Below are 26,142 nucleotides of genomic sequence, written 5' to 3'. Positions count from 1 at the left end.
ACATTATTGAAGCAATTCGGAGGTTATTCCGTCATGGCAGACGAATTAGAGCTTTTCCGGGCGTATAAAACCCTTTGGAAAAACCGGACGATGGACGGAGAAGGCAGGCAGGCGCTTTATCGGGCGATTGATGATGAGCTGAACGACCTCCGCACCCATCCAAGGCTCAGAAAGACGAAGCATGAAAAATACTATCAATCAATCCGGCGCATTGTGAATTCACAATTGGAACCAGATATGAAGCTCAAGCTGATTGAATGGCATACGGAACGATTAGAGTTATTAACAAACGAAGAAAGCAGGGAGTAACATGAAAGCAATAATAAAAGAAGATGTGCAGGCTTCTTTGGAAACATTTTTAAACCAGCCTGTTTACATTCATTTGGAGACGACAACCGGATCGTATTCCGCGCATAAAGATGAGCAGAACATGACCGTGGTGGCGTATATCAGAAACGCGAAGGTGACCTGCTCCCGGGCTAAAATCACGGGTGAGGGGCCATTTCGCGCCGGTTTGAAAATCGAAGACGGCTGGATCTACGCCGAAGGCCTGACGGATTATACGGTTGATGATGAAGGAAGATTGCTTCTCGCCGGCTATTTGCCGGGCGGCAAACTCGCCATTTCGCTTCAAATCAGCAAAAAGCCATTTGCAGTCTAAAAAGAAGGTGTTATAGATGAAAAAACATTTACTCGTGATCTTGCCGCATCCTGACGATGAATCTTTCGGAGTCGCCGGCTTGATCGCCTTAAACCGAAAAGAAGATATACCTGTCACATACGCGTGCCTGACGCTGGGCGAGATGGGAAGAAATATGGGAGACCCGCTTTTTGCCAACAGGGAAACCCTTCCGCTGCTCAGAAAGCAAGAGCTGATCGACGCCTGCAGGGAAATGGATGTACAGGACTTGCGCATGCTCGGATACCGCGACAAAACGCTCGAATTCGAGGATGAAGAAAAACTGGCCGATCGAATAGAGGCTATCATCGATGATGTAAACCCGAGCCTTGTTGTGACGTTTTATCCGGGACACGGCGTTCATCCTGACCATGATGCGTGCGGTGCCGCGGTTATCAGGGCATTATCGCGGAAAAAGAAAGAAGACCGGCCGCGCGTCTTATGCATGGCCATCACCCACCACAGAAAAGAGGTTCTTGGCAAGCCTGACGTCGTTCTTGATATCAAAGAAGCCGCAGATATTAAAATGAACGCGCTCAAAGCGCATAAATCTCAAACAGGCGGCTTTATGAAAGAAATAGAGCAAAAACTCGCCAATGGCGAGCCGGTTGTTGAGACATGGTTTGAAAAAGAAACATTTTGGACCTATCAATGGAATGATTAAAATGGTCAAAAAAGGTGTCGGGCATATGAGCCCGGCACCTTTTTATACGCTTTGAGTGTGAATATAGCGGTTTTGAATGCGTTTGAGCCTGAAGAACAGCCCGACTGCACCGGCTGCGAGCCCCGTGATCAGTCCGATCCAGTACCCGAAAGCTCCGAATGAAGTATACGTTCCGATCACAAAACCGACCGGAAGCCCGATAATCCAATACGAGACGAGAGCGGTAACAAGCGTGTAGTTGACATCTTTATATCCTCTGAGCGCTCCTTGAATCGGCGCGGCGATGGCATCTGACAGCTGAAAAAACAACGCATACAGCAAGAAGTCCTTTGTCAGAAGCAGCACATCCCGGTCAGCCGCATACAAACCGGCGATTTGCTCTCTGAACAGTAAAATGATGAGTGCGGTGAATAATGAAAAACCGACCGCTATTGAAATGCCGAGATAGCTGTAGGTTCTCGAGTCTTTAAACCGTTTTGCTCCGGCCTCAAAGCCGACGACAATTGTCAGTGTCATCGATACGCTCAATGGAAGCATGTAAAGAAGCGAAGCGAAATTCATTGCCGCCTGATGGGAAGCGATCGTGACCGTGTCAAAATGGCTCATCAGCAAAGTGACAGCTGCGAATATACTCGTCTCAAAGAAGATGGCGAAACCGATCGGAATCCCGATCTTCAGCAGCTTCATACTTTCAGCAAAAGAAAATGAATAGAATGTTCCAAAAATCCTAAACTGGTGAAACGGCGTCTTTTTGTGGACGATGTATAAAGAGATCAGACAAATGCACCAATATGTGATGGCGGAAGCCATACCGGCTCCTGCTCCTCCAAGCTTTGGAAAGCCGAAGTTCCCGAAAATGAACAAATAATTCAAAATAAAATTAATGGGCAGAGAACAGAGCGTAATCAGCATCGTCACCCGCGTTTTTCCGAGTGAATCAATAAAGCAGCGCATCACATTGTAAACAAACAGCGGCAATATGCCGAGCCCGATGCAGATTAAATATTGCTTTGCGATAACCGCTACCTTCTGTTCAAGATCGAGGTTCTCAAGCACCGGATCAATCAGTAAGTACCCGGAAACGATGACAGCAATGCTGATGATCCCGGCCACATAGACCGATTGAATAACAGTATAAGGGACATCCTTTTGCCGCTTGGCCCCCATCAGCTGGGCGACCATCGGTGTTACAGCCGTCAAAATGCCGGCAAGCCCTGTATAAACGGGGGTCCACAAACTCGAGCCGATTGCGACCCCGGCGAGGTCTGCGGCACTGACTTTGCCTGACATCACCGTATCGAGAACCGTAATGAGCGACAGTCCCGCTTGCGTAATCAAAATCGGAATTAAAATCGTTAAAAACTGTCTTGTTTTCTCCCGCAAATCCTTTGTTTCCCTCATATCAGTTCCCCGTTTCTTTTGGATAACGAGAGAAATTATAACACGTTATGTATAAAATGCAATAAATGTCTGTTCAATCTTTTTTCGTCTGTTTTGTTTTTTTAAACATTTGCACATAAATAAAGGAAAGAGAAAGGATTCCTAAACACGTACATAAATATTGACATATTTTTTGAATAGCCAAGAAGATTCACCTCCATGTCTTAAAATGCGCCATAAAAGGAGGAAACATGCATGAAAGCGGCGGTAATCAACCGGAAGTTTTTTATGTGTTTTTTAATAGCCTATTAAGACTATTAATATACAAAAATTAATGAGCATTAAGTTTTATTTTTCTAATTATCGTTACATTAAGACGGGAAAAAAGAATCTATAAATGAAATAGTAAAACGCCGTTCGATCTAAATAAAAGATGCTCCCAATTCCGGATGTTGGCAAAAAAAATGTGTGATATAGTCAATTTATGGTTTCTTGGAGGAATTTGTGCTGAAATGTAGAAATGTATGAGTGATCCTGATCTTTGCTTTTCGATTAGGCAATAGATGAGGATTGATCGGCGATTTCCGGTAAACTAATGAATATGAATACACAGTTTTTACATCCTCAACTTGAATGCTGGCTTGTCCATCTGTTGACCGTTTGATCCGAGAGAAAAAGAAAGCGGCTGTAAAACGGTACGGAAATCCGCATGTTACGGCGTCTATTCGGGCTGTTTCAGCACATGCAGCATATCCAGTCAACTCCTTCTCGCTGTTTTTCACCATGAACCTCTGATTTTAAAACAACTGATCATCGTATTTCCGAAAAATTGAAACGCAAACCTTTGCAAAAAAAGCATCCGGCATCTCGAGCGCGCGAAAAAAGTATTGATTTTTGTCAATATGTCTATCAGTCTGTATTTTTAATGAGAAATTTGTAAAAAAACAAAAAGACTATTAAAAAAATATAAAATAGACCGATACAAATCGTGAATTGCATTTTTTGCTTAAGAATATAAAAGGGGGCTTTCGGCCAAAGGTCATACATATGGTGATCAGATCACCTGTCTGATCGGCCGGATAAAGGCTTAAGCAATAGCAAATGTAATGGCATACATAGAGAGAACGAAAATGAAACGGGAGGTTAAAAGGTTATGAAGAAGAAGATAGCAGTAGGTTTGGCGGCCTCTGCGGTAGTTGGAACTTCATTGGCGGCATCACCGGTAGAAGCCCAAACCATCAAGGTGAAAAGCGGAGACTCACTGTGGAAGCTTTCAGCTGATTACAATACCAGTGTTTCGGCACTTCAATCAGCAAACAATCTTTCATCTACAGTTATTTATGTCGGACAAACTTTAAAAGTACCGGACGGCAAGTCAACAAGCAGCTCACAGACAAAATCCGCAAGTTCCAGCTCAAGCTCAAGCACTGCCAAGTCAACTTACACGGTAAAATTAGGAGATTCCTTGTGGCTGATTGCCAAAGACTACAAAACAACCGTAAAAGAGATCAAAAACTTAAACGGGCTGAGCAGCGATATGATTTACCCGGGACAAAAGCTGGTCATTAAAGGAAGCGCGAAAAACACCGGTTCCAGCTCCGGCTCAAGTTCGAGTTCCAGTTCGAAATCATCCAGCTCCGGCTCAAGTTCGAGTTCCAGTTCGAAATCATCCAGCTCATCCTCAAGCTCGCAAAGTGCAAGCAGTTCAAGCAGCACATACAAAGTCAAATTGGGCGACTCTTTATGGAAAATTGCCAATAGTTTGAATATGACAGTCGCCGAAATTAAAACGCTGAACAACTTGAAGTCGGACACGATCTACCCGAACCAGGTTCTTAAAGTGAAAGGAACGGTTTCCAGCGGAAGCAAACCATCTTCTGGTTCGTCTTCAAGTTCTTCATCAAGTAAAACGAACACAAGCAGCAGTTCAAAAACGACCACTTACACGGTTAAACCAGGGGATTCTCTCTGGAAAATTGCAAATTCGATGAAGGTGACAGTCCAAAGCATCAGAGAGGCTAATCAATTAAAAACAGATGTTTTGCAAGTCGGCCAGAAGCTTAAAATCTCCGGTGCATCGACTTCCGGATCATCTGGCAGCCCGTCTTCCAGCTCGCCGAACTCTTCAGTTTCAACCGGCACTTCGACAAGCGCAAAGGTCGAGCGAATGATTGCGGAAGCAGAAAAGCATATCGGCGTGCCTTACAGATGGGGAGGCAACAACCCTTCAGGCTTTGACTGCAGCGGATTCATCTATTACACGTTGAACAAAGTCACATCTGTCTCAAGGCTGAGCGCAGCCGGATACTGGAACATCATGTCGCCAGTCAGCCAGCCTTCAAGAGGAGACTTCGTTTTCTTCCAAACATATAAAGCGGGTCCTTCACACGTCGGCATTTATTTAGGAAACAACAAGTTTATCAATGCCAACGATTCCGGTGTCACCGTCAGCGACATGAATAATTCCTACTGGAAACAGCGCTACCTCGGCGCAAAACGGTATTCATTTTAAAAAAGCCATTTTATATGGCTTTTTTTTTGCGTGATTTCAGGATGGTAAGGACAGGTTTAATGCCCCTCTTCATTGTCTAAACTGAAAAGAAAAGCGAAGGGGGAAGCCGTTTGAGAACATTACAGTACATATTGCTCACATGTATGGCTGTTTGTTTGGCAGCTGCATGCACACAGCAGAAAGAAATCGAGCAAAAAAATGCCGAACAGGAACATAAAGAAACTTTTGAAGCGATGACACAGCCATTAAAAATACCGCTGATCAAACGCGACGGTACGGAGACCGGTTTTATAGAAGTGTCTGCATCTGCTGCAGAAGGCCTTGATATCAGAGTCAGCGCCCATGATCTGCCGCCGGGAATGCTTGCTTTTCATATTCATGAAACGGGCGTGTGTAAAAAGCCTGATTTTGAAAGTGCGGGTGCTCATTTCAATCCTGACCAAAAGGAGCACGGCTTTCACAATCCGAAAGGACCGCATGCCGGTGATTTGCCGAATATTGAAGTCGGAGCCGACGGCAAAGTCGACGTCATCGTAAATGCGCCGGACGTCACCCTTGATCAGAAAAGCAAGTTCAGTCTGCTTGATCATGATGGAAGTGCCTTCATCATTCATGAGCATCAGGATGATGATTTAACAAATCCATCCGGAAACTCCGGAGCCCGGATGGTTTGCGGAGCGCTGACGAACACCGGAAAAAAGTGAATCGGCGCATGGAAGCCGTTTATATTGAGGGCAGCGCATCTTTTCTAGTATACTTACATACAGAAGACGCTTTGAGAAAGGAATTTTACAACACATGAAATATGATCTGCATGAACTAGAGCTGCCTGAAAAAATAAAAGAGCGGCTGATTCAGTCTGCCGCCCAACCTGTTGCCGCGGAATACCAATCATTGATTGGAACGCCCGGCTATGAAGCGGAAGACAGCGCCATTCTCTATGACGCGATGATCGCGCTGTCACTCGGAAAAAACGTTTTGTTAAAAGGCCCGACAGGCTCCGGAAAAACAAAACTTGCCGAAACGCTCTCCGCTTATTTTCAAAAACCTATGCACAGTGTCAACTGTTCTGTGGACCTTGATGCAGAGGCGCTTGTCGGTTACAAAACGATTGAAAACACCGACGGGAACGCCTCTATTGAATTTATCGAAGGTCCCGTGACAAAAGCGATGAACAACGGCCATTTCCTATATATTGACGAAATCAACATGGCGAAACCGGAAACGCTGCCGATCTTAAACGGGGTGCTCGATTACCGGAAAATGATGACCAATCCGTTTACGGGGGACGTCATCAAAGCGAAAGAGGGATTCGGCGTGATTGCAGCGATAAACGAAGGTTATGTCGGAACGGTCCCGTTGAATGAAGCGCTGAAAAACCGGTTTGTCATTATCGACGTGCCCTACATTAAAGGTGACCTGCTGAAACGGGTGCTTGAAACACAATCCGAACTGAAAAATCAGAAGCTGCTGGACCGCTTTGTCACCCTGTCATCGGACTTAATGACGCAGGCTCATAATGGACAGGTTTCTGAAGAGGCCGCTTCCATCAGAGCGCTTCTCGATACTTGCGATCTGTCGACGTATATTCCGCCGCTGCGAGCGATCGAACGGGGCATCGTTGAAAAGCTTGATGATGAACGCGAAAAAGCGGCGGTCCGAAATATTGCCCAAACTTTGTTCGAATGAGGGTTTTTTTATGAAGTTTATTAAATTCAATGACAGCAAGATTGACTCTCTGCTTTTTATGGAGCTGACAGATCTGGCGAAAACGCTCGCAAAAAGCGATCAGGTTGAAGTGGAGTACGGGGTTCAGTCTTATTACAATCCTTTTGAGAAAAAGATCTACATGAGCCATTTTTGGAAAGACAGGAACCACCGGGATATGGTAGACGGTTTGAAAAGTGATGTCTACTTGCGGTCAATCGGCTCCCGCTACAGCTCGATGAAAGACTTTTCCCGCATGCTTGACGCGGCTCGGAAATATCAGTTTAAGAGTTTGGCAAAACAGTTGTTTATGCTTTTTGAAGACATCAGAATCGAAGAGTCCATCAAGAGGGAGCGCCCCGGCACAAAACCGGTATTTTCAAACCGGAAATCAATGTACCGGAAACACTTTACGACCCAGTTGACGCTGAATTTGGAGCGGAGCATTTTTACAGATGCTTTGTTTTGCGCTGTATATCTTAAGCTGACCGCGGAATCGCCGCTTGATGAGATACCGGCTATCCATGAATCGGTCGATCCGATGAAAGGATTTATAGAAGCCGAGCTCGCCCGCGTATTCGAAGCGCGTTCAACTGCTGACATCGTCTCGATTGTAAGCGGGCTGATGGAAGGTTTCGAAGAGGTGCTCGAAAAGGATATGCTGAATACGTACTTCTTTTTTCCGGAACTGGAATACGAACAAGTTGACGAAGAAGAGCTTTTTCAAGATTTGAAAGCAAAACCGAAGCTGAGCGAGGATCTGACGCTTGAAGAGAAAAGTGCGGGTGACGAGGAAGTTCATGAAGAAGAAATGCCGACTTGGCACAGAGAAACGGAAGCCCCGGCGAAAAGCTTTCTCCAGTTTGATTTGGAGCACGGCGCCAAAACCGATATTTCCGGCGGCGCTTTAAGAGAAGGAGAAGACGGCGACCAAGCGCTCGGGTCTGTTCAGGGAACGGCGAAGCAGACGAAAAGAAAAGACTATTCAAAACTTGAATCGCTTGAATCTGTTCAAGATGAGCCGAACGGCGGCGCCGCACCAGCCGGCAAAGAAAACCGCTATGCGTTTTCGGTGATGAAGCCTCCGGAAAAACCTTCTAACGAAGACATATTAGACTACCAGGCTCAAGCCAAAACAATCGAATCGTATCAAAAACGGCTCAAACAGATGATTCAAAAAACGCTCGAGCATAAAAAAACGCTCCCGAGAACCGATTTGCATGCAGGCAGATTGAACAATAAACTGCTCCGTTACTTTACAGAGCGCAATCCGCGCCTGTTCTATAAAAAGCAAGAACCGTCAACAGAGATCGACGCCGTTTTTACATTGCTTGTCGACTGTTCAGCAAGCATGCATGACAAAATGGCGGAGACGAAACGGGGCATTGTCCTGTTTCACGAAGCGCTTAAATCTGTTGCTGTCCCTCACCAAATCGTCGGTTTTTGGGAAGATACGAACGATGCGACAGAGACGAGCCAGCCCAATTACTTTCATACGGTCGTCTCTTTTGCGGATTCCTTAAAAGCAGGCGCCGGACCGCATGTCATGCAGCTTGAACCGGAAGAAGACAACCGGGACGGATATGCGATCAGACAGATGACGAAGATGCTTGTTCAAAGAAGCGAAGCTCAGAAGTTCCTGATTGTCTTTTCAGACGGGGAGCCGGCCGCATTCGATTATGAACAAAACGGGATTGTCGATACACATGAAGCCGTTATGGAAGCGCGGAAACGAAATATCGAAGTCATCAATGTATTTTTATCAAACAGCGAAATCGAAGAATCGCAAATCAAGACGATACAGGACATGTACGGAAAGTACAGCCTTTTCGTCCCAGACGTCGATCAGCTCCCCGATGTTCTGTACCCGCTTTTAAAAAAGCTGTTGAGCAAAAGTATAGGATAGATATGACAGATGGCAGCAATACTCGCGGCCATCTGTTTTTTATCGTAGAAACACAGTGAAATATTGAAATTTTTATTATTTTTATCAACTTAATTTTTTACGGAGCACATCGGGATGTTAAAAAATAGACGGTCAGGGGAAATATGTGAATAAATAATGAGGCAGTTTAAAAGAATTCGGTCTGAAAGTTCAAAATTATAAATTTTTTTATTTTTCAAGATGATTTTTTAATTTTATTTGAACAATCTGTGTAGAAACAAATGAGAAACAGTGGTAAAATGTACGTGGAAGCGTTTTTATTACATATTTCTGGGCGTAAGGTTCAGAAGATATATTAAGATAGTGAATCATTCACTTGATTATTAGGTTGGGGGTAATGTTCAAATGTTTCAAAATAGTATGAAACAAAGAATGACTTGGGAAGAATTTCACGGTCCGAACCTCGGCTATGTGCTGGAGCTTTACGATCAATACGTCAAGGATCCAGAAAGCTTGGATGCTGATTTAAAAGAGATGTTTGACGAACTTGGAGCTCCCCCGGGCGATATAAGGGCCGCCTCTCTAAAAAACGAAAACGAAGAGGCAGATTTCACGGCTGGATCTATTCAAAAAATCGCATCAGCGATAAAACTCGCAGAAGATATTAGAACCTATGGCCATTTAAACGCTTCCGTCAATCCACTGAGAAAAACACAAGAGAAACAGGAGCTTTTTCCTCTTGCTGAGTACGGGTTAACTGAGCAGGATGTGAAAAAAATTCCGGCGTCTGTCATATGCAAAGATGCCCCTAAAGAAGTAACAAACGGTTTAGAAGCCATTCAGTACTTGAGAAACACATACAAAAAATCGATTTCTTTTGAATTTGACCATGTGCACATTTTTGAAGAGCGCAACTGGCTGATGAAAAAGATCGAATCCGGGGAATTATTCGCCCCGAAATCGAAAGAAAAGCTGGTGGAAGTTTTAAGAAGGCTGACAGAAGTTGAAAGTCTTGAACAGTTTCTCCACAAAACCTTTGTCGGGCAAAAACGCTTTTCAATAGAAGGACTTGATGCGCTTGTGCCCATGCTGGATGATATTATCGCCAAGTCCGTTTCGGCAGGTACGACAAACGTTAATATCGGTATGGCGCACAGGGGCCGCCTGAACGTTCTTGCGCATGTTCTAGGAAAACCTTATGAAATCATTTTTTCTGAATTCCAGCATGCGCCGAATAAAGATCTCGTTCCGTCGGAAGGTTCGACAGGGATCAATTACGGCTGGACGGGTGACGTAAAATATCACCTCGGCGCCAACCGTCAGATTCAGGATGAGCATACGAAAACGGCGCGCATTGCGCTCGCGAACAATCCGAGCCACCTGGAGTTCATCGATCCGATCGTTGAGGGTTCGACAAGAGCCGCCCAGGAAACGAGAACGGAGAGCGGCTATCCGGTTCAAGACGTTAAAAAATCGCTGGCGATTCTGATTCACGGCGATGCGGCATTCCCAGGGGAAGGCATTGTCGCGGAAACGCTGAATTTAAGCCAGCTTAAAGGCTATCAGGTGGGCGGAGCGATTCACATTATCGCCAATAACATGATCGGATTTACGACGGAAAGCAATGAGTCAAGATCGACGAAATATGCAAGCGACCTTGCAAAAGGGTTTGAGATTCCGATCGTCCACGTTAATGCGGATGATCCTGAAGCATGCCTTTCAGCGGTTCAGCTCGCTGTTGAATACCGCATGACTTTCAACAAAGACTTTTTGATCGATCTGATCGGCTACCGCCGTTTCGGCCACAATGAAATGGATGAGCCGTCTGCAACGCAGCCGATGCTGTATGATGCGGTCAGAAAGCACCCGACCGTCAAGAACATCTTTGCTGAAAAGCTGATTCATAACGGGATCGTCGATAAAGAAACCGTCGACAAAATCGGGGACGCTGTCATGAAGCGTTTAGAAGAAGCCTATCGCAAAGTGCCGGCCAAGAAGGAAGACATGACACATGAAATCGTTCTTCCCGAGCCTGTTTCCAACGGTTTTCCTGATGTTGACACGTCGGTTGATGTTGAAACTTTGCGCAAAATCAATCAGGAGCTTGTTTCATGGCCTGAAAACTTCAACGTTTTCGATAAGCTAAAGCGAATCCTCGAAAGGCGCGCCAAAGCGTTCGACGATGACCGAAAAGTCGACTGGTCGCTAGCAGAGGCGATGGCTTTTGCGTCCATTTTGAAAGACGGCACACCTCTAAGACTGACCGGGCAGGATTCAGAACGCGGCACATTCGCACACCGCAACCTTGTCCTTCACGACAGCAAGACAGGGGACGAATTCATCGCACTGCATCACCTTGCAAATACGAAAGCGTCATTTGCGGTTCACAACAGCCCGCTTTCTGAAGGGTCCGTCCTAGGCTTTGAATACGGATATAACGTGTCTTCGCCGGAAACGATGGTGATCTGGGAAGCGCAGTTTGGAGACTTTGCAAACGCGGCGCAAGTGTACTTTGATCAGTTCATTTCTGCAGGAAGAGCGAAATGGGGACAAAAATCAGGGCTCGTTGTTCTCTTGCCGCACGGCTATGAAGGGCAGGGACCTGAGCATTCAAGCGGAAGAACGGAACGCTTCCTTCAGCTGGCGGCGGAAAACAACTGGACTGTCGCCAACTTGACGAGCGCCGCCCAGTACTTCCATATTTTAAGAAGGCAGGCCAAGATGCTCCTTCGCGAGGAGATCCGCCCGCTGATCATCATGACGCCGAAAAGCCTGCTGAGAAATCCGAATACCGTGTCAGAAGTGCAGGAGCTCAGCGACAGCAGCTTTAAGCCGGTCTATGAAATGTCAGGACTTTCCCATCAGTATGACAAAGTGACGCGCCTCGTCCTTTCAAGCGGTAAAGTTTCGATTGACATCAGCAGCCATTTCAATAAAATGGAAGGTGAAAAAGATTGGCTGCACATTGCACGGGTTGAAGAGCTGTATCCTTTCCCTGCAAAGCATATTAAAGCGATCTTCAGCAAACTCCCGAATTTGGAGGAGATTGTCTGGGTACAGGAAGAACCGCAAAATATGGGTGCATGGAACTATATCGAGCCTTATTTAAGAGAGATTGCTCCAAAGGACGTGAAGGTCCGCTATATTGGCAGAAGAAGACGTTCAAGTCCGGCAGAAGGGGATCCGACGGTTCATAAAAAGGAACAGGAACGCATTGTATCTGATAGCTTGACTCGCAAAAATTAAGGGGGAACTAAAAAATGGCGGAAATTAAAGTACCTGAATTAGCGGAATCAATTTCAGAAGGAACGATAGCCCAATGGCTGAAACAACCGGGAGATTATGTAGAACAAGGGGAATTCCTGCTCGAGCTGGAGACTGATAAAGTCAACGTTGAATTGACGGCAGAGCAGTCCGGCGTTCTTCAGGAAGTGCTGAAAGATTCCGGTGACACGGTTCAGGTCGGCGAAATAATCGGAACGATTTCAGAAGGCGGCAAATCAACGGCTCCTCAAGCTGACGCTCAAGAAAGCGCCGGTGCTTCGGAAGAGAAGGCAGCCTCGTCTGAAAAGACAGCCGAACTTCGCGAAAGCGCGAACGATGAGGCGGATACAGCCAAAACAAGAACAATCGCTTCTCCGGCTGCCCGAAAGCTCGCCCGTGAAAAAGGCATCGATTTATCGGAGATTCCTACCGGAGATCCGCTCGGAAGGGTCAGAAAGCAAGATGTTGAATCTTATCAGAAGAACGAGCAGCCGCCAAAAGCTCAGCCTGATCCAAAACGCGAAACACAGGCGCCGGCTGCTAAACAAACTGAAAATGCAGGTAAACCGGTAGAGCGTCAAAGAATGTCCCGCAGGAGACAGACGATCGCCAAACGCCTCGTTGAAGTTCAGCACACCGCCGCAATGCTGACGACATTCAACGAAGTGGACATGACGGCGGTCATGAACCTAAGGAAACGCCGAAAAGATCAATTCCTTGAGCAGCATGATGTGAAGCTCGGATTCATGTCATTCTTTACAAAAGCTGTTGTCGCCGCGCTGAAAAAATATCCGCTCCTCAACGCGGAAATTCAAGGCGACGAGCTTGTGATCAAAAAATTCTATGATATCGGAATCGCTGTTGCTGCGCCGGATGGCCTCGTCGTACCGGTCGTTCGGGATGCAGACCGCAAAACCTTTGCTGATATTGAAAGGGATATCGGTGAGCTTGCGAAGAAAGCGAGAAACAACAAATTGTCGCTCAACGAGCTTCAAGGAGGCTCCTTTACGATCACAAACGGAGGAACGTTCGGATCACTGTTATCGACTCCGATTTTAAACAGTCCGCAAGTTGGTATTTTGGGTATGCATAAGATCCAGCTGCGCCCTGTAGCAATTGATGAAGAGCGTTTCGAAAACCGCCCGATGATGTACATTGCATTATCGTATGACCACCGGATCGTCGACGGTAAAGAGGCGGTCGGCTTCCTGGTTACGATTAAAAATCTGCTTGAAGATCCTGAACAGCTTTTGTTGGAAGGTTAAATCAAGAAAAAAGCTTTGGCCGCATGTACGGTCAAAGCTTTTTGTTTATCATCTGCGGGGCAGGAGAATAATTGTTATTCTTCTGCTTATTTGCTTTCTTGCTCCAGTATGTCGCAAGCCATGAGCCTGAAAGGTTATGCCAGACGCTGAAAACAGCGCTCGGGACAGCGGAAAGAGGAGAGAAGTGCGCCGTTGCCAATGCTGCACCGAGACCCGAATTTTGCATGCCGACCTCAATGGACACGGCTTTTTGTGATGCATAATCCATTTTAAAGCACTTTGCCAAAACAAAGCCAAGGAAAAGCCCGAGGCCATTATGAAGAACGACTACCGCAAAAATCAACAGCCCCGATTGAATAATGTTTTCCCGGTTGCCTCCGACGACCGCGGTGACGATGGCGACGATGCCGAGAACAGAGACGAGCGGAAGCACCTGCACCGCTTTTTTCACTTGTTTTTTAAAGAAAAATTGAACGATCAGCCCGGCGATAATCGGGAGCAGCACCGCCTGCAAAATCGAAACGAACAGAGAGCCCGGAGATACCGGAAGCCATTCTTTTGCGAAAAATAAAATGAGAAACGGCGTTAAAAAAGGGGCAAGCAATGTGGAAACCGTTGTAATCGCCACTGACAGGGCGATATTCCCCTTCGCCAAAAATGTCATGACGTTTGATGCCGTGCCCCCGGGACAGCATCCCACTAAAATGACCCCAACCGCTATTTCGGAGGGAAGACCGAGTCCATAGGCCAGTCCAAAAGCTAGCAGCGGCATAACCGTATATTGAACCATCACACCGATCAGCACATGCAGGGGACGTCTCAGCAGCTCTTTAAAATCGTCCGCTGACAATGTCAATCCCATGCCAAACATAATCACGCCAAGCAGGATGGTAATATAAGGGGTGATCCAGGTGAATTGCGTCGGAAAGGCAAAGCCGAGAACCGCAAACAGAATCACCCAAATGGCAAACGTTTTTCCTGCAAATTGACTGATTTTGATCAAATAACTCATAAGTCCAGCTCCTCACATCTGTAGAAAATATAACATTCTCTTATTATAATTAATATTCTGAATAATTCAATACTAGTAAAATGCGAATTTGTTTTAAATAATATTATTATGTAAACTGAAAGAAATGTTTGAAAACCTTGACGAATTCGTTTATGCTTTTTAAAATGATAGTTTGTAGCCATATGCAATTAGACCGAGAAGAAGAGGTGCTTAAGTGGAAAATAAACAAAATATATGGTCATCAAAGCTTGGATTTATCTTAGCTTCGGCCGGCTCGGCAATCGGGCTCGGCGCGATATGGAAGTTTCCTTATGTCGCCGGAACAAGCGGCGGCGGAGCATTTTTACTTATGTTTATTCTTTTTACTTTATTGATTGGGCTTCCATTATTAATGGCGGAGTTCATTATCGGCAGAAAGACTCAAAAAGATGCCGTTGAATCCTATAAGGAGCTGGCGCCCGGCTCGCTTTGGCATTGGATCGGCCGGCTCGGCATTATCACGTGTTTCATTCTGCTGTCTTTCTATAGTGTTGTCGGCGGCTGGATCATCATTTATATTATCAAAGGACTGACCGGCGAACTGTCAAGAAGCACGGATTATGCAGGTCTTTTCGGGGAGACGATTGCAAATCCGTATCTCGTTCTTGCGAGCCAGTTTGCATTTATCATGATAACGATTCTTGTCGTTTCCAAAGGAGTCAGAAGCGGGATTGAAAAAGCGAGCAAGTTTATGATGCCTGCTCTGTTCATTATTTTTCTGCTGTTGATCATCCGTTCGCTGACACTTCCCGGTTCAATGGAAGGATTGGAGTTTTTCTTAAAACCTGACCTTTCCCATATCACAGCCAAAACGGTGCTGTTTGCGCTTGGACAATCCTTTTTCTCGCTGAGTGTCGGTGTTTCCGTTATGGTAACGTACAGCTCTTATTTATCGAAAAAAGAAAACCTTGTACAGTCGGCCGTTTCAGTGACATTGCTCAATGTATCTGTAGCGATTCTTGCCGGGTTTGCAATTTTTCCGGCCGTTTTTTCATTCGGATTATCTCCTGATGCCGGCCCGATGCTGTTATTTAATGTGCTGCCGTCAGTCTTTCACAAGATGCCTTTAGGAATCGTCTTTTTATTGGCGTTTATGCTCTTATTTTTATTTGCTACACTGACGTCCGCATTTTCAATGCTTGAAATCCTTGTTTCTTCCTTGTCAAAAGGGGATCCTAAAAAAAGACAGGCTTTCGCTTGGGCCGGAGGAATTGCGATTTTCCTATTCGGAATTCCTTCAGCATTATCATACGGCGTGCTTCAGGATGTATCGATTTTTAATCTATCCATTTTTGATGCGGCGGATTACCTTGTCAGTAATATTTTAATGCCGCTCGGCGCTTTGCTCATCGCCGTTTTTGTGCCGCTCAAAATCCCGAAAGAAGAGCTTTTTGCCGAATTGAAAGAGGGCTCTAAAATCAGCAGAAAATGGTTTGCAGCATGGCTTCTGCTGATTCGCTACGCCGCTCCAATCGTTATTATTATCGTCTTTTTGGACGTCATTGGCGTATTCTAAGATTGAATTGTTGTAAGGCCGGACAGTTTGAGTGCCGCTAAAGAATGGCGGCGGTATGACCGGCAAGGGAAGTGTTTGATAAATCGGCTTTTTTCTGCGCAAACATATTAAAAAGGCCTGCCGGTGAATTCGTTTTTGACGATTTTACCGGCAGGCAGAAGAGGGGGATACTTTGACTTTGATTAAGGCTTGCGGAATGTTACAGTTTGGCCGTTTCGATCAAACCAGCCTTTAAAGGCCCAGTTAATCCAGCCGCCGTCTCCCTGGTTTGTAAATTGTCCGCTTTCAAATACCCAAATGCCGTAAATCACCCCATGATAGTTGGCAGATCCATAAAATTTTACTCCTCTTAAACCATTTTGATAGCCTTGACTTAAGTTAAACACCATGACATTGTATCTTTGCCCAGCAGAATAAAAAGCGGTTTCCATGCAGTTTTTGACGAAACCGCTGCGGTTATTGCTTTGAACGATAGCATCCCTAATCGAGTTTCCGATTCCTAAGAGATCGAGGCCGATGTTGAGATTAATAGCGGAAGTTTTAAACTGTTGTTTTTCCTGGTCTAATGACTGATTGAGAGATGTGGGTATAGACATAGAAGGTAAGGTTGTAACAGAACTATCCGTATGTTTTGATTCTTTCGCTTCTGATAAGTACGGCAGACAGGTCAAACCGAGCATGAAGGCTGTAAAGAAAGCAAACATTTTTTTCATGATTAACCCTCCTAAATTAAATTTCCATTTTTCGAAAAAACAATCAGACAAACATCGACAGTTTGTTCATTTATCCCCTCCTTTCTCATAGAATAGCTTAACGAGTTTTGAAATTAGAAGAATGAGGAAAAACGACTATTTTCCAAATAAATCAAAAAATATTCACAATTCATACTTAAGGCACGAAATTGGGATATATTGATAGAATGTTGCAGATTCGCTTTTCCATAAGGAGATTATCATAATAGCAGGTTCAAAAAAGTGCACGACTGCGGGATTCTCTTCTGAATCTGCTCAAACATCTCCGTGTATCGGTCTTGAAAATCCTGAGGATAAACTGGAGTATTTAAACTTTTATACGTTGTCTTTTTACATATGATAGAGGATTTAAGAGAAAACATAGATGGGCATTGACAGTGATAAGGATTCGGCGTTCGGCTCGATACGGCCGGTGTCGACGACTGCATGGCGCCAGGAAGCATTCATGAATGAAAGATGCGAGAGGAAGCGCTTGTTCGCTTTTTGAGGAAAGGCTTGTTTCATCTCTGATGGCGGGGAGGCCGATGTCCGGCTTCACAATCGAAACAAAAACAGGACTTCAATAGTTTGAAGTCCCGCCATTTGAATTTGTATCAGAAGGGCTCCCATAGAACGCGCTTTGCTGTCGCAAACCGCCTTTCAGGTTCTCTCCAGTCAACGACATTCCACCAATTATCGACGTATTTTGCCCTTTCATTTTTATATTGAAGGTAGTATGCGTGTTCCCATACGTCGAGCGGGAGAAGGGGGATCACATCCCATTGGCTCATCAGCTGATGTTTTTCTGCGATCAGAATTTCCAAGCGGTGCGAGCGAGGCGCCCAGACAAGGATCGCCCAGCCCACGCCTTCCACCTTTTTCGCCGCTTCGGAAAATTGTTCTTTAAAGGCCGAATAGCTGCCGAAAGAACGGTTAATCATTTCCAGCAATTCGCCTGTCGGCCGCCTTTTTCCTTTTGGGTGCATCGCGTACCAAAATATAGTGTGCAAATAGTGCCCGGCTCCGTGGAAGGCGAGCTCTCTTTCCCAGTGGTTTACAAGGTCGAACTGTTTGGTTTGCCTGGCTTTCTGCAGTTCTTTTTCAGCTTTGTTCAAGCCGTCGACATAGCTTTGGTGATGTTTTGTATGATGAAGAAACATAATTTCTCTTGAAATATAAGGCTCAAGGGCTGAATACGAGTAGGGCAGGCTTGGCAGGCGGTGGCCTCCGATCGGCACTGTTCTGAATGGCTGCCGGCCTGCTTGAGACGCATCACTGCGGGAGATGGCTTGATACACGGCTTCTGCCTGTTCATACCATTCCTGTTCGGTCGCACGAGGATCATCCAGTGATTGAAAAAGTTTTTCTAAATGGCTTTCTAAAGAAGGATCATCTTTCATTTGGTCTTTCAGATCTTTGGCCCATGACGCTATTTTTTCTTTGTAAGCATTCAATATGTCTCCCTCATTTCCGCTTTTTTAATAAATGCGCTTGAAGCGAGCAATGAAAACACAAAAGGATAACTGTGATAGCGGATGTAGAATTGTTTCGGCAGCCCGATTCCCGTCGGGTATTCGAGTCGCTCAGGCGAGCTTTCGTGATCATCGGTGAGAAAACGAATCCCTTTTAAGATCTTAGGGTCATCCGGACGCTCATATTGCAAGAGCGCCTCCAGCGCCCATGAAGATTGAACAACTGTTCCAAAGTGAAGAGGGACAAAACGCTTCGCTTCACAGCTTTTGCAAGATTCTCCCCAGCTTCCATCTTCGAGCTGGATCGATTTAAGCCAGGAGACCGCTTTTCTGACAGACGCGTGGTTGCGGGAAATCCCGACGGCTTTCATTCCGGTGAGTGCGGCCCATGTCCCGTAAATAAAGCAGACGCCCCATCTGCCATACCACGAGCCGTCAGCTTCCTGATGGTGATCAAGCCACCTTAGAGCGCGTCTGACCGCGGGATGGTCATCTGTCAACCGCTCTTTAAGTCCGAGCAGATGAAGAACGCGCCCAGTCAAGTCTGCCGTTGACGGATCGACCGCTGCGTCAGCGGCAGATTCGAGCGGCAGATTTCGGATGAGCGGATGGTCAACGTTTTTTTCAAATGCTGCAAACCCCCCGTCGTTGTTTTGCATTGATAAAAGCCAGGTAAGCCCCCGGTTCCAGGCAGCCGGATGCCTTTGAAACGGAATTGCTTTTAATGCCGCAGCGGTATCGTCCAAATCGGGATTGTTTGTATTGATGTGTGAAAAACCCCACCCTCCCGGTGCCGCTTGAGGATTTGAGACCGCCCAGTCCGCTTTTTTCACATGCTGTCTTTTGAGAAGGTAGTCCGCTGCCGATGAGATGGAAGAATGTTGTTCATCAGGTATTCCGGATTCCTGCATGGCATAGCTGATGAGCGCGGTGTCCCAGACAGTGGAAGTTGAGTTTTCCAAATGGAAGCCTTCCTCTCCGCATGATGAAATAAGGCTTTTGATTCCGCCGACTGCTTTTTTAACAACGGGGGCGTTTTTTGATATTCCCATCGCTAGCAGGCTGTAAATCATGAACATGGTCGCGCTCGCATAGCTGTATAGTGTTCCGTCTTCTTCGATTCTGTCCAGCATATATTTTTTGCCCGCTTCAAATCCGAGCTGATGGACATAAGCCGGCCATTGAAAGAGCTGTTTCCATTGCAGATTGAAAGAATAGAAGGTTCTCTCGTCAAAAGAGCGGATATTCAGCCATTCGAGAGGATTTTTTGACATGGCTTCATCCAGGTGCCGAAGCGAGCCGATTTGGTTGTTTTTTAAAGAGAATCGTCGATTAAACGTAATGGCCATCGGGACAAAATGAATTCTTGCGTATGTGCTGAAATGGTAAAAATGAAGCGGGAAATAGGGCGGGATCAGTAAAAACGAAAGCGGAATATAGGCTCTCGGCCATGGATACAGCCCGTTGGCAGCGAGCATCCACTTCGTCATAAAGTGCACATTCTTCAAACCGCCTGCGGCCTTAATAAATGCCTCGGCTTTCTGCATATGCGCATCTCTCCGGTCATAGAGCCCCGAAGCCAGCATCCCGGTATAGCCCTGGACTGTCGCGGTCAAATTGCCTGCCGTTTCATCCGGATGATTGCGAAATGCACCGTCTCCGCTCTGCTTCGAACGGATTCGTTCAGCAAGACTTGCGATGAGAGAAGAGTCCTGATCGCCAAGTGAAGTCAGCATCAAAATGAAAAAGCTGTCTGTCATCACTGGCCCTTCAAAACAAAACCGCCACGAACCATCAGGTCTCTGTCTATTTTGAAGCTTTGCGAGCGTCTTTTGTCTGAAAGCTTTCACGTCTTCTAGTAAAGAACGCAATCTTCTCATCTCCTTCATTTTACTGTATTCATTTCGGAAATGTGTCATGCCAACCGGATGAAAACAGAAGAACAGCGATTTTGAATATGTGATGAGTATACAGGCATTCGTCAGTGTGGGCATGCGTGAGCATGATCAGGAAATCATGAATATCTTCATTTACCTCTGTTCCATTTTCAGGTATTGTAAAAAGAGAGACCTTAGAAACAATGTTTGGGGGATGTTGCTGAATGAATATTGAACAGATGCTGTATGACACCGCAGTCGAATTGATCAAAAAGAGGTATCCGACCGGATGGGGCGGGGCAGCCGCCATGTACACCGAAGACGGAAGAATCTTGACGAGCGTAGCGCCGGAAGTAATCAACGCTTCAACCGATTTATGCATTGAAACGGGCGCCATTCTCGAAGCCCATAAGTATCAGGCAAAAATTACGCACTCTGTTTGTGTCGTGAGAGATGATGAACATTCCGAATGCAAGGTATTAACGCCGTGCGGGGTATGCCAGGAAAGACTTTTTTATTGGGGGCCGGATCTTAAAGCAGCTGTAACTGTACCGGATGGGCGTCTGGTTTATAAATCTTTAAAGGAAATACAGCCATACCATTGGTTTGCTGCGTATCAAAAATAGCAGGGGAGGCGCGTTCGATGTTCGAGAGCCGTAAAGTTTATCTCAGGCCTGTTGAAAAAGGCGATATGGAGAGCTTTTATAAAGCCGCTCAAAATGAATACATCAGGTATATGACGGGCACGATACGTGAATTTACGATGGAAGACCTTTATGAGCACTACGAGAGAATCACAAGCGATGAGACGCGCTATGATTTTGCCGTCTGCTTAAAGGAGGACGATCTTTTGTTAGGCGATCTGTCCATCATTGACATCGACCGGACGAATCGAAAAGCGGGGTTTAGAATCGCTTTGCACAGCCCCGCTTATTTGAACAAAGGCTATGGTTCTGAAGCGGTGCGGCTGGCCATGCAGTTTGCATTCGAAAGGCTCGATCTTAACCGCCTCCAGCTCGAAGTCTTTTCACACAATAAGCGCGCTCTGAAAGCATATGAAAAAGCCGGATTTAAAAGGGAAGGTACGGTCAGGGAGGCTCTTTATATGAATGAACAGTACTCAGATGAAATCATTATGGGGATATTGAAGCGGGAATACAAAGAGCTGATATTCTGCTGAATCAGAGGACGCGCAGCATGTTATTCTACTGAGCGCCGCTTTGTTCATTCTTATTTTTCAATCTTTGCTGAACGGCTGCAAATGCCGCCGAAAACAGGCCGCCGGCAATCTGCGCCATTGTCATCAAATGAGCTTCTTTTTTTCTAAAACGATCACTCCAAATATACCGTTGATGAGAAAAATCCACAGCAGCTTCATCGTTCTATCTCCTCTTTCGTGTGCTGCCTTGCAGACTGGCTGTACGTTCTCACATCCCGTACGAAAAATGTGACAGCGGCTGTTCCGGCATATAATACAGCGGCAGCGATAAATACGCTTTGCACCCCGATCAAGTCAGCCAAAGCCCCCATAATGGCGATTGTTAAAACAGACCATGCAGTCAAAATGGTATTTTTGGCGGCGGTAACCGGTGCACGCTCTTCATCTGTCAACGTATCTTGAAGGATAACCGTCTGACTGACGTCTCTTACTTGATAAAGCGGACCCATCATGATACAGAGGATGACCGAAAGGAGGGGATTTGACGAATAGGCGAATAAAAGCGTTGTGATTCCCATTGAAACAGAACCCAAGACAATCATGAGGCCAAGCCTTTTTTTGAGCTGGTTGGAAAAGAGCACAGCGAGAATGCCGCCCAAAATTGCTCCCAAAAAATAACCGGCATTGATGAATCCCCACCAAGCCTCTCCTTTATTCAGCACCTCTTTCGTAAAAGCCAGCAAAACGGCGGAAGTCCAGACCGCATTTGCTAAACCTTCTGACATGTCCATCATCGTAAGCAGCAAAACGGTTTTCTTCCTGTATACAGTGCGCCAGACTGATTGTGTGCGGATTTTTTGGCGAGGGATAACCGCTGTTTTCAAATCAGGCAATTTGATTAAAAGCCCTGATACGAAAAAGAGTCCTGCTGTAAACACTGTCAGCGTGTGAGTCTGGGTCAAAACGGTTAAATAGCCGCCGAGCCCCCAGCCTGCTGCCTGAACAAACTGGTTGACCGTTACGATGCTTCCCGATGCAGCCACGTAATCGCGCTTTTTAATCGCTTGATACAGTAAACCTAATTGTGCGGGAGAATACCAGGAGCCGACAAAGCTTTGCAAAAACAGCAGCATATAAATGATATAAGAGGGTAAGCCTAGCGATTGGCATAAGCCGATGCATAATGCGCAGACCGCTCTGAACCATGTTGAACAAGCCGCTGTTTGAAGCAGGTCGAGGCGCTGAATAGCAAAAGCAGCCATCGCACCGCCTAATACACTGCCGAACGAGGATAAAGCCAAAACCAGACCCGATCCGAATACAGAGTTCGTTTCCTTAAACACATCGACCATGACGATGATCGTCATCAAAATCGATCCGACAGCCTGTGCTGTTTGTGACGCCCATATGTATCTAAAGCTTTTTTGATTCCAGAGGGTTTTGCTAAGAGAGGAAGAATACACGATTCTATCATTCCAGTCGATTTAAACTATCATCCATTTTACCATATGTATCTATAAATGTTTATTTCCACAAAAAGAAAACCGCCCTGATCGACAGGGCGGCTGCAGAAACTCATGTCTTGCGTTATTCGCCTGTATGAATCCAGACGCTTTTTACTTCTGTATAGTTATCCAGAGCGTATGAGCCCATTTCACGTCCGAGTCCCGACTGTTTGTAGCCGCCGAATGGGGATGCAGCGTCAAAGGCATTATAGCAGTTGACCCAAACGGTACCGGCTTGCAGACGGTCGGCGATATAGTGGGCGTTTTTCAAATTTTCCGTCCATACGCCAGCAGCAAGGCCGTATTCGCTGCGATTGGCCCGTTCGATCACTTCATCTACCGTTTCATAAGGGATCGCCGCCAAAACAGGACCGAAGATTTCTTCTTTTGCTATTGTCATCTCGTCTTCGACATTGGTGAATACAGTCGGAGAAACAAAGTATCCCTGTTCATAAGGGCATGTTCCGCCGGCTGCGATTTTCGCACCCTCCTGACGTCCTTTTTCAATATACGAGAGGACGCGTTCGTGCTGCTCTTTGCTGACAAGCGGTCCCATTTGCGTGTCTTCATGAAGGCCCGCACCCTGGCGGAGCGATTTGGAATAAGCGGCCATTTCATCGACGACTTTGTCATATTGGTCTTTATGGATGAACACGCGTGATCCCGCACAGCACACTTGGCCTTGATTGAACATGACGCCGGTCAGTGCGCCTGGAATCGCTTTCTTCAGGTCGGCGTCAGGGAGGATGATATTCGGCGACTTTCCGCCGAGTTCAAGGGTAACCCGTTTAACCGATTTGGCCGCTTTCTCCATAATTTTTTTGCCGATTTCCGTTGACCCTGTGAATGCCAGTTTGTCGACAAGGGCATGATCGGTCAGAGCTTCTCCGGCCGTCTCACCGAAGCCAGGAATGATGTTGATGACGCCTTTCGGGAAGCCTGCTTCATCGATCAGTTCTGCCAAATACAGAGCGGAAAGCGGCGTTTGTTCCGCCGGTTTTAAGACAACCGTACATCCCGCTGCAAGGGCGGCTCCCATTTTCCACATGGCCATCAGAAGCGGGAAGTTCCAAGGGATAATTTGCCCGACAACTCCGACAGGCTCATGTCGTGTATAGTTGAAATAAGGTCCGTTAACAGGAATCGTCTGTCCGGTTATTTTCGTCGCCCAGCCGGCATAATAGCGCATATGTTCAATTGACAGCGGAATATCGCCTGCGGTCGTTTCGCTGATCGGCTTCCCGTTATCCAGCGTTTCAAGCTGAGCCAGTTCCGTTTTGTGTTCCTCCATCAGATCGGCGAGTTTGTACATCAGCCGGCTTCTTTCGGCCGGGTTCATCGTCCGCCACTCACCGCGGTCAAAGGCTTCCCGCGCGGCTTTCACCGCTTTGTCCACATCCTCGGGACCTGCCTCATATAAGGTGGCGAGCGTTTCACCAGTCGCCGGGTTTGGGGTCTCAAACGTTTTGTTTGAGGCGCTGGTTACAAATTCCCCGTTAATATAGAGCTTCTTTGTTCCCTGCAAAAATGACTCCAGCTTTTTACTGACCTGCATTGTTAATGAACTCATGTTTGTCAAACAAACCTCCTTTGAAATTTTGGTCTGTCTTCGGGTGAGTTGTCTTGATGCTGGTTTGTCTTTTGATTCGGTCATTGCGTGGATGGAAGAGGGATATATTTCTGATTTTGGAACTATACACCACCATTCTATAACAGGGAATGAAACCAAATCAATATCCATGCTCTTTAAAATCACATTCGCCTCCAGATCGCATTGCATTTCGGCGAAAAAACGCTACAATGGAAACTATAGGACGTATGAAAAAGGAGACATCCACATGATTCACGAAAAATGGCAGAACAATAAAACCATTAAAAAAGTAAAGTGCATACATACCGATGCCAAAAAGTACATCGTCAACAGAGCGCTGACCGTCGGTAACGTATACGAGGTCAAAAACGAAACGGAAGAGTTTCTGTTTATCATCGATAATACAAACAAAGTCGGAGGCTATTACAAAGAGTACTTTGAAGAAGTAAAAGCCTGAATCAATTCGCGCGGGTCATCAACAGCAATGAATGGTAGTCGAACAAAAACCGCACGCATTCATAAAAAATCGGCTGACTGAATCAGTTGCGTGACCGAAGCAGGAAAAGCGCCTGATATGTACATAAAAGGCATAATAGTCAAAAGAGAACCGCAGAGGAAGAACATCCTGCTGCGGTTTTTTGTTTTATCCGTTATGCACCTTTTGATTGGTAGCAAACGAAAAATAAGCTAAAAAAACTGATAAAAAGTTGAAACCTCACGCGTCCGCCGGGCGTATGAATTGATAGTAAAAACAAACATATAGCGTTAAAGAAATGTAATCTGCTCGTAATTGTTTATAAATCAGGGTTATCGTATCCTTATTAGTAACTGACAGCATACTTTGCCTTGTGCATAAACATAAATTGGACATACAGAAAGAGGGGTTTTGATTGGGCGTTTTTTCAGCAAGCAAGACAGCAGACGGCAAAAAATTTGAACCGCTGCTCATAGAAGGAGAAAAAATTGAATCGGTTTGCAGACTGAGGATAGATCAAATTTGTTTTACGAACAAGCGGATTATTTTTTTTGATAATAAACTGTTTTCCAAAAAGAAAGTCCGCGTCTTTCTGCCATACAGATCGATTGAAGGCTTTGCGATTAGAGAAGTCAGCATGTTCAATCCAGACAGTTCTCTTTCTCTGATGACCAGCAGCAAAATCTTTGACCTGGAATTTACGAAGGATACCGACATGCTTGAAATTCAAGCGCTGTTATCAAAATACTTATGTGCATAATCTCAACAGGCTGTTCAAACGCTATTTTGCGAACGAACGGTCTTTTTTTTGCGGAGAAATGCAGGTTTCCCCTTTCGGCAATCGGGTAATGAAAAAGAAAGGAGGATGATCAACATGGCATTGACAGAGGAACAAAAACAGCACCTTTACGATAAATTAATCAGCTTAAAAAACGAAATCACAGCTGCAAAGTCTGAGGTACAGCCGATGAATGAAGAAACAGGCGAATTGTCAAACGGTATTGACAATCATCTTGCCGATCACGCCGGTGTGTATACCGAACGAATGAGGGACCAGGCTTTCCGGCAATCGGACGAAGCTTTGCTGAAAGAGATCGAAGACGCTTTAAATAGGATGAAAGACGGCACATACGGAAGGTGTGAAGCAACTGGAAAAGAAATCCCTTATGAACGCCTTGAAGCGGTTCCATATGCGCGAAGAACGGCCGAAGCTCAAGCGGAAGCAGACACAAGACATGAAGACCGCACAGAGAATGACCGGCAATTTACACGGCAGATGAAGGATTTGACGAATAAAGAAACGATGGATCAAAAGCATTCATACGTCTATGAACGGCTTGACCAGGAGCAGGACTCCAAATAAAGCGCCCAAACGGGTGCTTTTTTTTGGCCAGAAAAATAAATGAGTT

General features: G+C 45.8%; 22 protein-coding genes. 15 read left to right on the top strand and 7 right to left on the bottom strand.

Annotation, left to right across the window (positions count from 1 at the left end; translation table 11 throughout):
• Positions 1 to 33: 33 nt before the first annotated feature.
• The 3 genes from MHI30_RS11215 to bshB2 are packed head-to-tail and all read left to right on the top strand — an operon-like array spanning position 34 to position 1,343.
• A complete protein-coding gene (locus MHI30_RS11215) occupies positions 34 to 309 on the top strand; it encodes a hypothetical protein (protein WP_075754199.1) in 276 nt (91 codons plus the stop codon).
• A gap of 1 nt (position 310) precedes the next feature.
• Positions 311 to 661, top strand: a complete 351-nt coding sequence (locus tag MHI30_RS11210; RefSeq protein ID WP_020451827.1) for a YojF family protein — start codon at positions 311 to 313, stop codon at positions 659 to 661.
• 16 nt (positions 662 to 677) lie between these two features.
• Positions 678 to 1,343 carry a bacillithiol biosynthesis deacetylase BshB2 gene (gene bshB2, locus MHI30_RS11205; protein ID WP_154495360.1) on the top strand — a complete coding sequence of 222 codons (666 nt, stop codon included), beginning with the start codon at positions 678 to 680 and terminating at the stop codon, positions 1,341 to 1,343.
• A gap of 42 nt (positions 1,344 to 1,385) precedes the next feature.
• On the opposite strand, the gene MHI30_RS11200 is transcribed toward bshB2, so the two are convergent.
• Positions 1,386 to 2,744, bottom strand: coding sequence for an MATE family efflux transporter (locus MHI30_RS11200; RefSeq protein WP_075754203.1), 1,359 nt, complete (start codon positions 2,742 to 2,744; stop codon positions 1,386 to 1,388).
• A gap of 1,132 nt (positions 2,745 to 3,876) precedes the next feature.
• On the opposite strand from MHI30_RS11200, the gene MHI30_RS11195 reads away from it, so the two are divergent.
• The 6 genes from MHI30_RS11195 to odhB all read left to right on the top strand — a co-directional run bounded on the left by MHI30_RS11195 (position 3,877) and on the right by odhB (position 13,356).
• The gene (locus MHI30_RS11195) at positions 3,877 to 5,235 is read left to right on the top strand and encodes a peptidoglycan endopeptidase (protein ID WP_075754205.1); all 1,359 of its coding nucleotides are present in this window, start codon (positions 3,877 to 3,879) and stop codon (positions 5,233 to 5,235) included.
• 110 nt (positions 5,236 to 5,345) lie between these two features.
• Positions 5,346 to 5,939, top strand: coding sequence for a superoxide dismutase family protein (locus MHI30_RS11190; protein ID WP_075754207.1), 594 nt, complete (start codon positions 5,346 to 5,348; stop codon positions 5,937 to 5,939).
• Between the two features lie 94 nt (positions 5,940 to 6,033).
• Positions 6,034 to 6,924: a MoxR family ATPase gene (locus MHI30_RS11185; protein WP_075754209.1), complete on the top strand. Its 891-nt coding sequence runs from the start codon at positions 6,034 to 6,036 to the stop codon at positions 6,922 to 6,924.
• 10 nt (positions 6,925 to 6,934) lie between these two features.
• Complete coding sequence (locus tag MHI30_RS11180) at positions 6,935 to 8,848, top strand: VWA domain-containing protein (RefSeq protein WP_075754211.1); 1,914 nt, start codon at positions 6,935 to 6,937, stop codon at positions 8,846 to 8,848.
• A gap of 384 nt (positions 8,849 to 9,232) precedes the next feature.
• Entirely contained in the window at positions 9,233 to 12,073 is a 2,841-nt protein-coding gene (sucA, locus tag MHI30_RS11175; RefSeq protein ID WP_075754213.1) for a 2-oxoglutarate dehydrogenase E1 component, read from the top strand.
• A 14-nt stretch (positions 12,074 to 12,087) separates the two neighbouring features.
• The gene (odhB, locus tag MHI30_RS11170; protein ID WP_075754215.1) at positions 12,088 to 13,356 is read left to right on the top strand and encodes a 2-oxoglutarate dehydrogenase complex dihydrolipoyllysine-residue succinyltransferase; all 1,269 of its coding nucleotides are present in this window, start codon (positions 12,088 to 12,090) and stop codon (positions 13,354 to 13,356) included.
• Between the two features lie 31 nt (positions 13,357 to 13,387).
• On the opposite strand, the gene MHI30_RS11165 is transcribed toward odhB, so the two are convergent.
• Positions 13,388 to 14,368 (bottom strand): bile acid:sodium symporter family protein, encoded by a 981-nt coding sequence (locus MHI30_RS11165; RefSeq protein WP_075754217.1) that lies wholly within the window; start codon positions 14,366 to 14,368, stop codon positions 13,388 to 13,390.
• 214 nt (positions 14,369 to 14,582) lie between these two features.
• On the opposite strand from MHI30_RS11165, the gene MHI30_RS11160 reads away from it, so the two are divergent.
• A complete protein-coding gene (locus MHI30_RS11160; RefSeq protein ID WP_075754219.1) occupies positions 14,583 to 15,923 on the top strand; it encodes a sodium-dependent transporter in 1,341 nt (446 codons plus the stop codon).
• 182 nt (positions 15,924 to 16,105) lie between these two features.
• Here the strand turns inward: MHI30_RS11160 and MHI30_RS11155 are convergent, their stop codons facing one another.
• The 3 genes from MHI30_RS11155 to MHI30_RS11145 form a co-directional block, all read right to left on the bottom strand.
• A complete protein-coding gene (locus tag MHI30_RS11155) occupies positions 16,106 to 16,519 on the bottom strand; it encodes a stress response protein YvgO (protein ID WP_237562620.1) in 414 nt (137 codons plus the stop codon).
• Positions 16,520 to 17,268: 749 nt separating this feature from the next.
• The gene (locus MHI30_RS11150) at positions 17,269 to 18,054 is read right to left on the bottom strand and encodes a superoxide dismutase (protein ID WP_237562621.1); all 786 of its coding nucleotides are present in this window, start codon (positions 18,052 to 18,054) and stop codon (positions 17,269 to 17,271) included.
• Positions 18,055 to 18,104: 50 nt separating this feature from the next.
• The gene (locus MHI30_RS11145) at positions 18,105 to 19,997 is read right to left on the bottom strand and encodes a prenyltransferase/squalene oxidase repeat-containing protein (RefSeq protein WP_065643861.1); all 1,893 of its coding nucleotides are present in this window, start codon (positions 19,995 to 19,997) and stop codon (positions 18,105 to 18,107) included.
• A 230-nt stretch (positions 19,998 to 20,227) separates the two neighbouring features.
• Between MHI30_RS11145 and MHI30_RS11140 the strand changes: the two genes are divergently transcribed.
• Positions 20,228 to 20,629: a cytidine deaminase gene (locus tag MHI30_RS11140; protein WP_065643862.1), complete on the top strand. Its 402-nt coding sequence runs from the start codon at positions 20,228 to 20,230 to the stop codon at positions 20,627 to 20,629.
• A 17-nt stretch (positions 20,630 to 20,646) separates the two neighbouring features.
• The gene (locus MHI30_RS11135; protein ID WP_075754223.1) at positions 20,647 to 21,183 is read left to right on the top strand and encodes a GNAT family protein; all 537 of its coding nucleotides are present in this window, start codon (positions 20,647 to 20,649) and stop codon (positions 21,181 to 21,183) included.
• A 194-nt stretch (positions 21,184 to 21,377) separates the two neighbouring features.
• On the opposite strand, the gene MHI30_RS11130 is transcribed toward MHI30_RS11135, so the two are convergent.
• Positions 21,378 to 22,625, bottom strand: a complete 1,248-nt coding sequence (locus MHI30_RS11130; protein WP_236808571.1) for an MFS transporter — start codon at positions 22,623 to 22,625, stop codon at positions 21,378 to 21,380.
• Positions 22,626 to 22,749: 124 nt separating this feature from the next.
• A complete protein-coding gene (locus MHI30_RS11125; protein ID WP_059230638.1) occupies positions 22,750 to 24,237 on the bottom strand; it encodes an aldehyde dehydrogenase family protein in 1,488 nt (495 codons plus the stop codon).
• Positions 24,238 to 24,505: 268 nt separating this feature from the next.
• Between MHI30_RS11125 and MHI30_RS11120 the strand changes: the two genes are divergently transcribed.
• The 3 genes from MHI30_RS11120 to MHI30_RS11110 all read left to right on the top strand — a co-directional run bounded on the left by MHI30_RS11120 (position 24,506) and on the right by MHI30_RS11110 (position 26,096).
• On the top strand, positions 24,506 to 24,715 hold the full coding sequence (locus tag MHI30_RS11120; protein ID WP_043928038.1) for a DUF6501 family protein: 210 nt from the start codon (positions 24,506 to 24,508) through the stop codon (positions 24,713 to 24,715).
• Positions 24,716 to 25,148: 433 nt separating this feature from the next.
• Positions 25,149 to 25,493 (top strand): PH domain-containing protein, encoded by a 345-nt coding sequence (locus MHI30_RS11115; RefSeq protein ID WP_020451808.1) that lies wholly within the window; start codon positions 25,149 to 25,151, stop codon positions 25,491 to 25,493.
• A 114-nt stretch (positions 25,494 to 25,607) separates the two neighbouring features.
• Positions 25,608 to 26,096 (top strand): TraR/DksA C4-type zinc finger protein, encoded by a 489-nt coding sequence (locus MHI30_RS11110; protein ID WP_075754225.1) that lies wholly within the window; start codon positions 25,608 to 25,610, stop codon positions 26,094 to 26,096.
• Positions 26,097 to 26,142: the final 46 nt, after the last annotated feature.

The sequence above is a fragment of the Bacillus sp. FSL L8-0528 genome (assembly GCF_038593085.1).
Taxonomy (GTDB): domain Bacteria; phylum Bacillota; class Bacilli; order Bacillales; family Bacillaceae; genus Bacillus; species Bacillus paralicheniformis.
The sequence above is the reverse complement of the archived record's forward strand: the minus strand, read 5'-3'. Positions and strand labels throughout refer to the sequence as shown.

What these genes read in the sequence shown, in the direction of transcription:
- MHI30_RS11215 (WP_075754199.1), top strand. Translation starts at nt 34, where the DNA reads ATGGCAGACGAATTAGAGCTTTTCCGGGCGTATAAAACCCTTTGGAAA.
- MHI30_RS11210 (WP_020451827.1), top strand. Translation starts at nt 311, where the DNA reads ATGAAAGCAATAATAAAAGAAGATGTGCAGGCTTCTTTGGAAACATTT.
- bshB2 (WP_154495360.1), top strand. Translation starts at nt 678, where the DNA reads ATGAAAAAACATTTACTCGTGATCTTGCCGCATCCTGACGATGAATCT.
- MHI30_RS11200 (WP_075754203.1), bottom strand. Translation starts at nt 2,744, where the DNA reads ATGAGGGAAACAAAGGATTTGCGGGAGAAAACAAGACAGTTTTTAACG.
- MHI30_RS11195 (WP_075754205.1), top strand. Translation starts at nt 3,877, where the DNA reads ATGAAGAAGAAGATAGCAGTAGGTTTGGCGGCCTCTGCGGTAGTTGGA.
- MHI30_RS11185 (WP_075754209.1), top strand. Translation starts at nt 6,034, where the DNA reads ATGAAATATGATCTGCATGAACTAGAGCTGCCTGAAAAAATAAAAGAG.
- MHI30_RS11180 (WP_075754211.1), top strand. Translation starts at nt 6,935, where the DNA reads ATGAAGTTTATTAAATTCAATGACAGCAAGATTGACTCTCTGCTTTTT.
- sucA (WP_075754213.1), top strand. Translation starts at nt 9,233, where the DNA reads ATGTTTCAAAATAGTATGAAACAAAGAATGACTTGGGAAGAATTTCAC.
- odhB (WP_075754215.1), top strand. Translation starts at nt 12,088, where the DNA reads ATGGCGGAAATTAAAGTACCTGAATTAGCGGAATCAATTTCAGAAGGA.
- MHI30_RS11165 (WP_075754217.1), bottom strand. Translation starts at nt 14,368, where the DNA reads ATGAGTTATTTGATCAAAATCAGTCAATTTGCAGGAAAAACGTTTGCC.
- MHI30_RS11155 (WP_237562620.1), bottom strand. Translation starts at nt 16,519, where the DNA reads ATGTCTATACCCACATCTCTCAATCAGTCATTAGACCAGGAAAAACAA.
- MHI30_RS11150 (WP_237562621.1), bottom strand. Translation starts at nt 18,054, where the DNA reads ATGAAAGATGATCCTTCTTTAGAAAGCCATTTAGAAAAACTTTTTCAA.
- MHI30_RS11140 (WP_065643862.1), top strand. Translation starts at nt 20,228, where the DNA reads ATGAATATTGAACAGATGCTGTATGACACCGCAGTCGAATTGATCAAA.
- MHI30_RS11135 (WP_075754223.1), top strand. Translation starts at nt 20,647, where the DNA reads ATGTTCGAGAGCCGTAAAGTTTATCTCAGGCCTGTTGAAAAAGGCGAT.
- MHI30_RS11125 (WP_059230638.1), bottom strand. Translation starts at nt 24,237, where the DNA reads ATGAGTTCATTAACAATGCAGGTCAGTAAAAAGCTGGAGTCATTTTTG.
- MHI30_RS11120 (WP_043928038.1), top strand. Translation starts at nt 24,506, where the DNA reads ATGATTCACGAAAAATGGCAGAACAATAAAACCATTAAAAAAGTAAAG.
- MHI30_RS11110 (WP_075754225.1), top strand. Translation starts at nt 25,608, where the DNA reads ATGGCATTGACAGAGGAACAAAAACAGCACCTTTACGATAAATTAATC.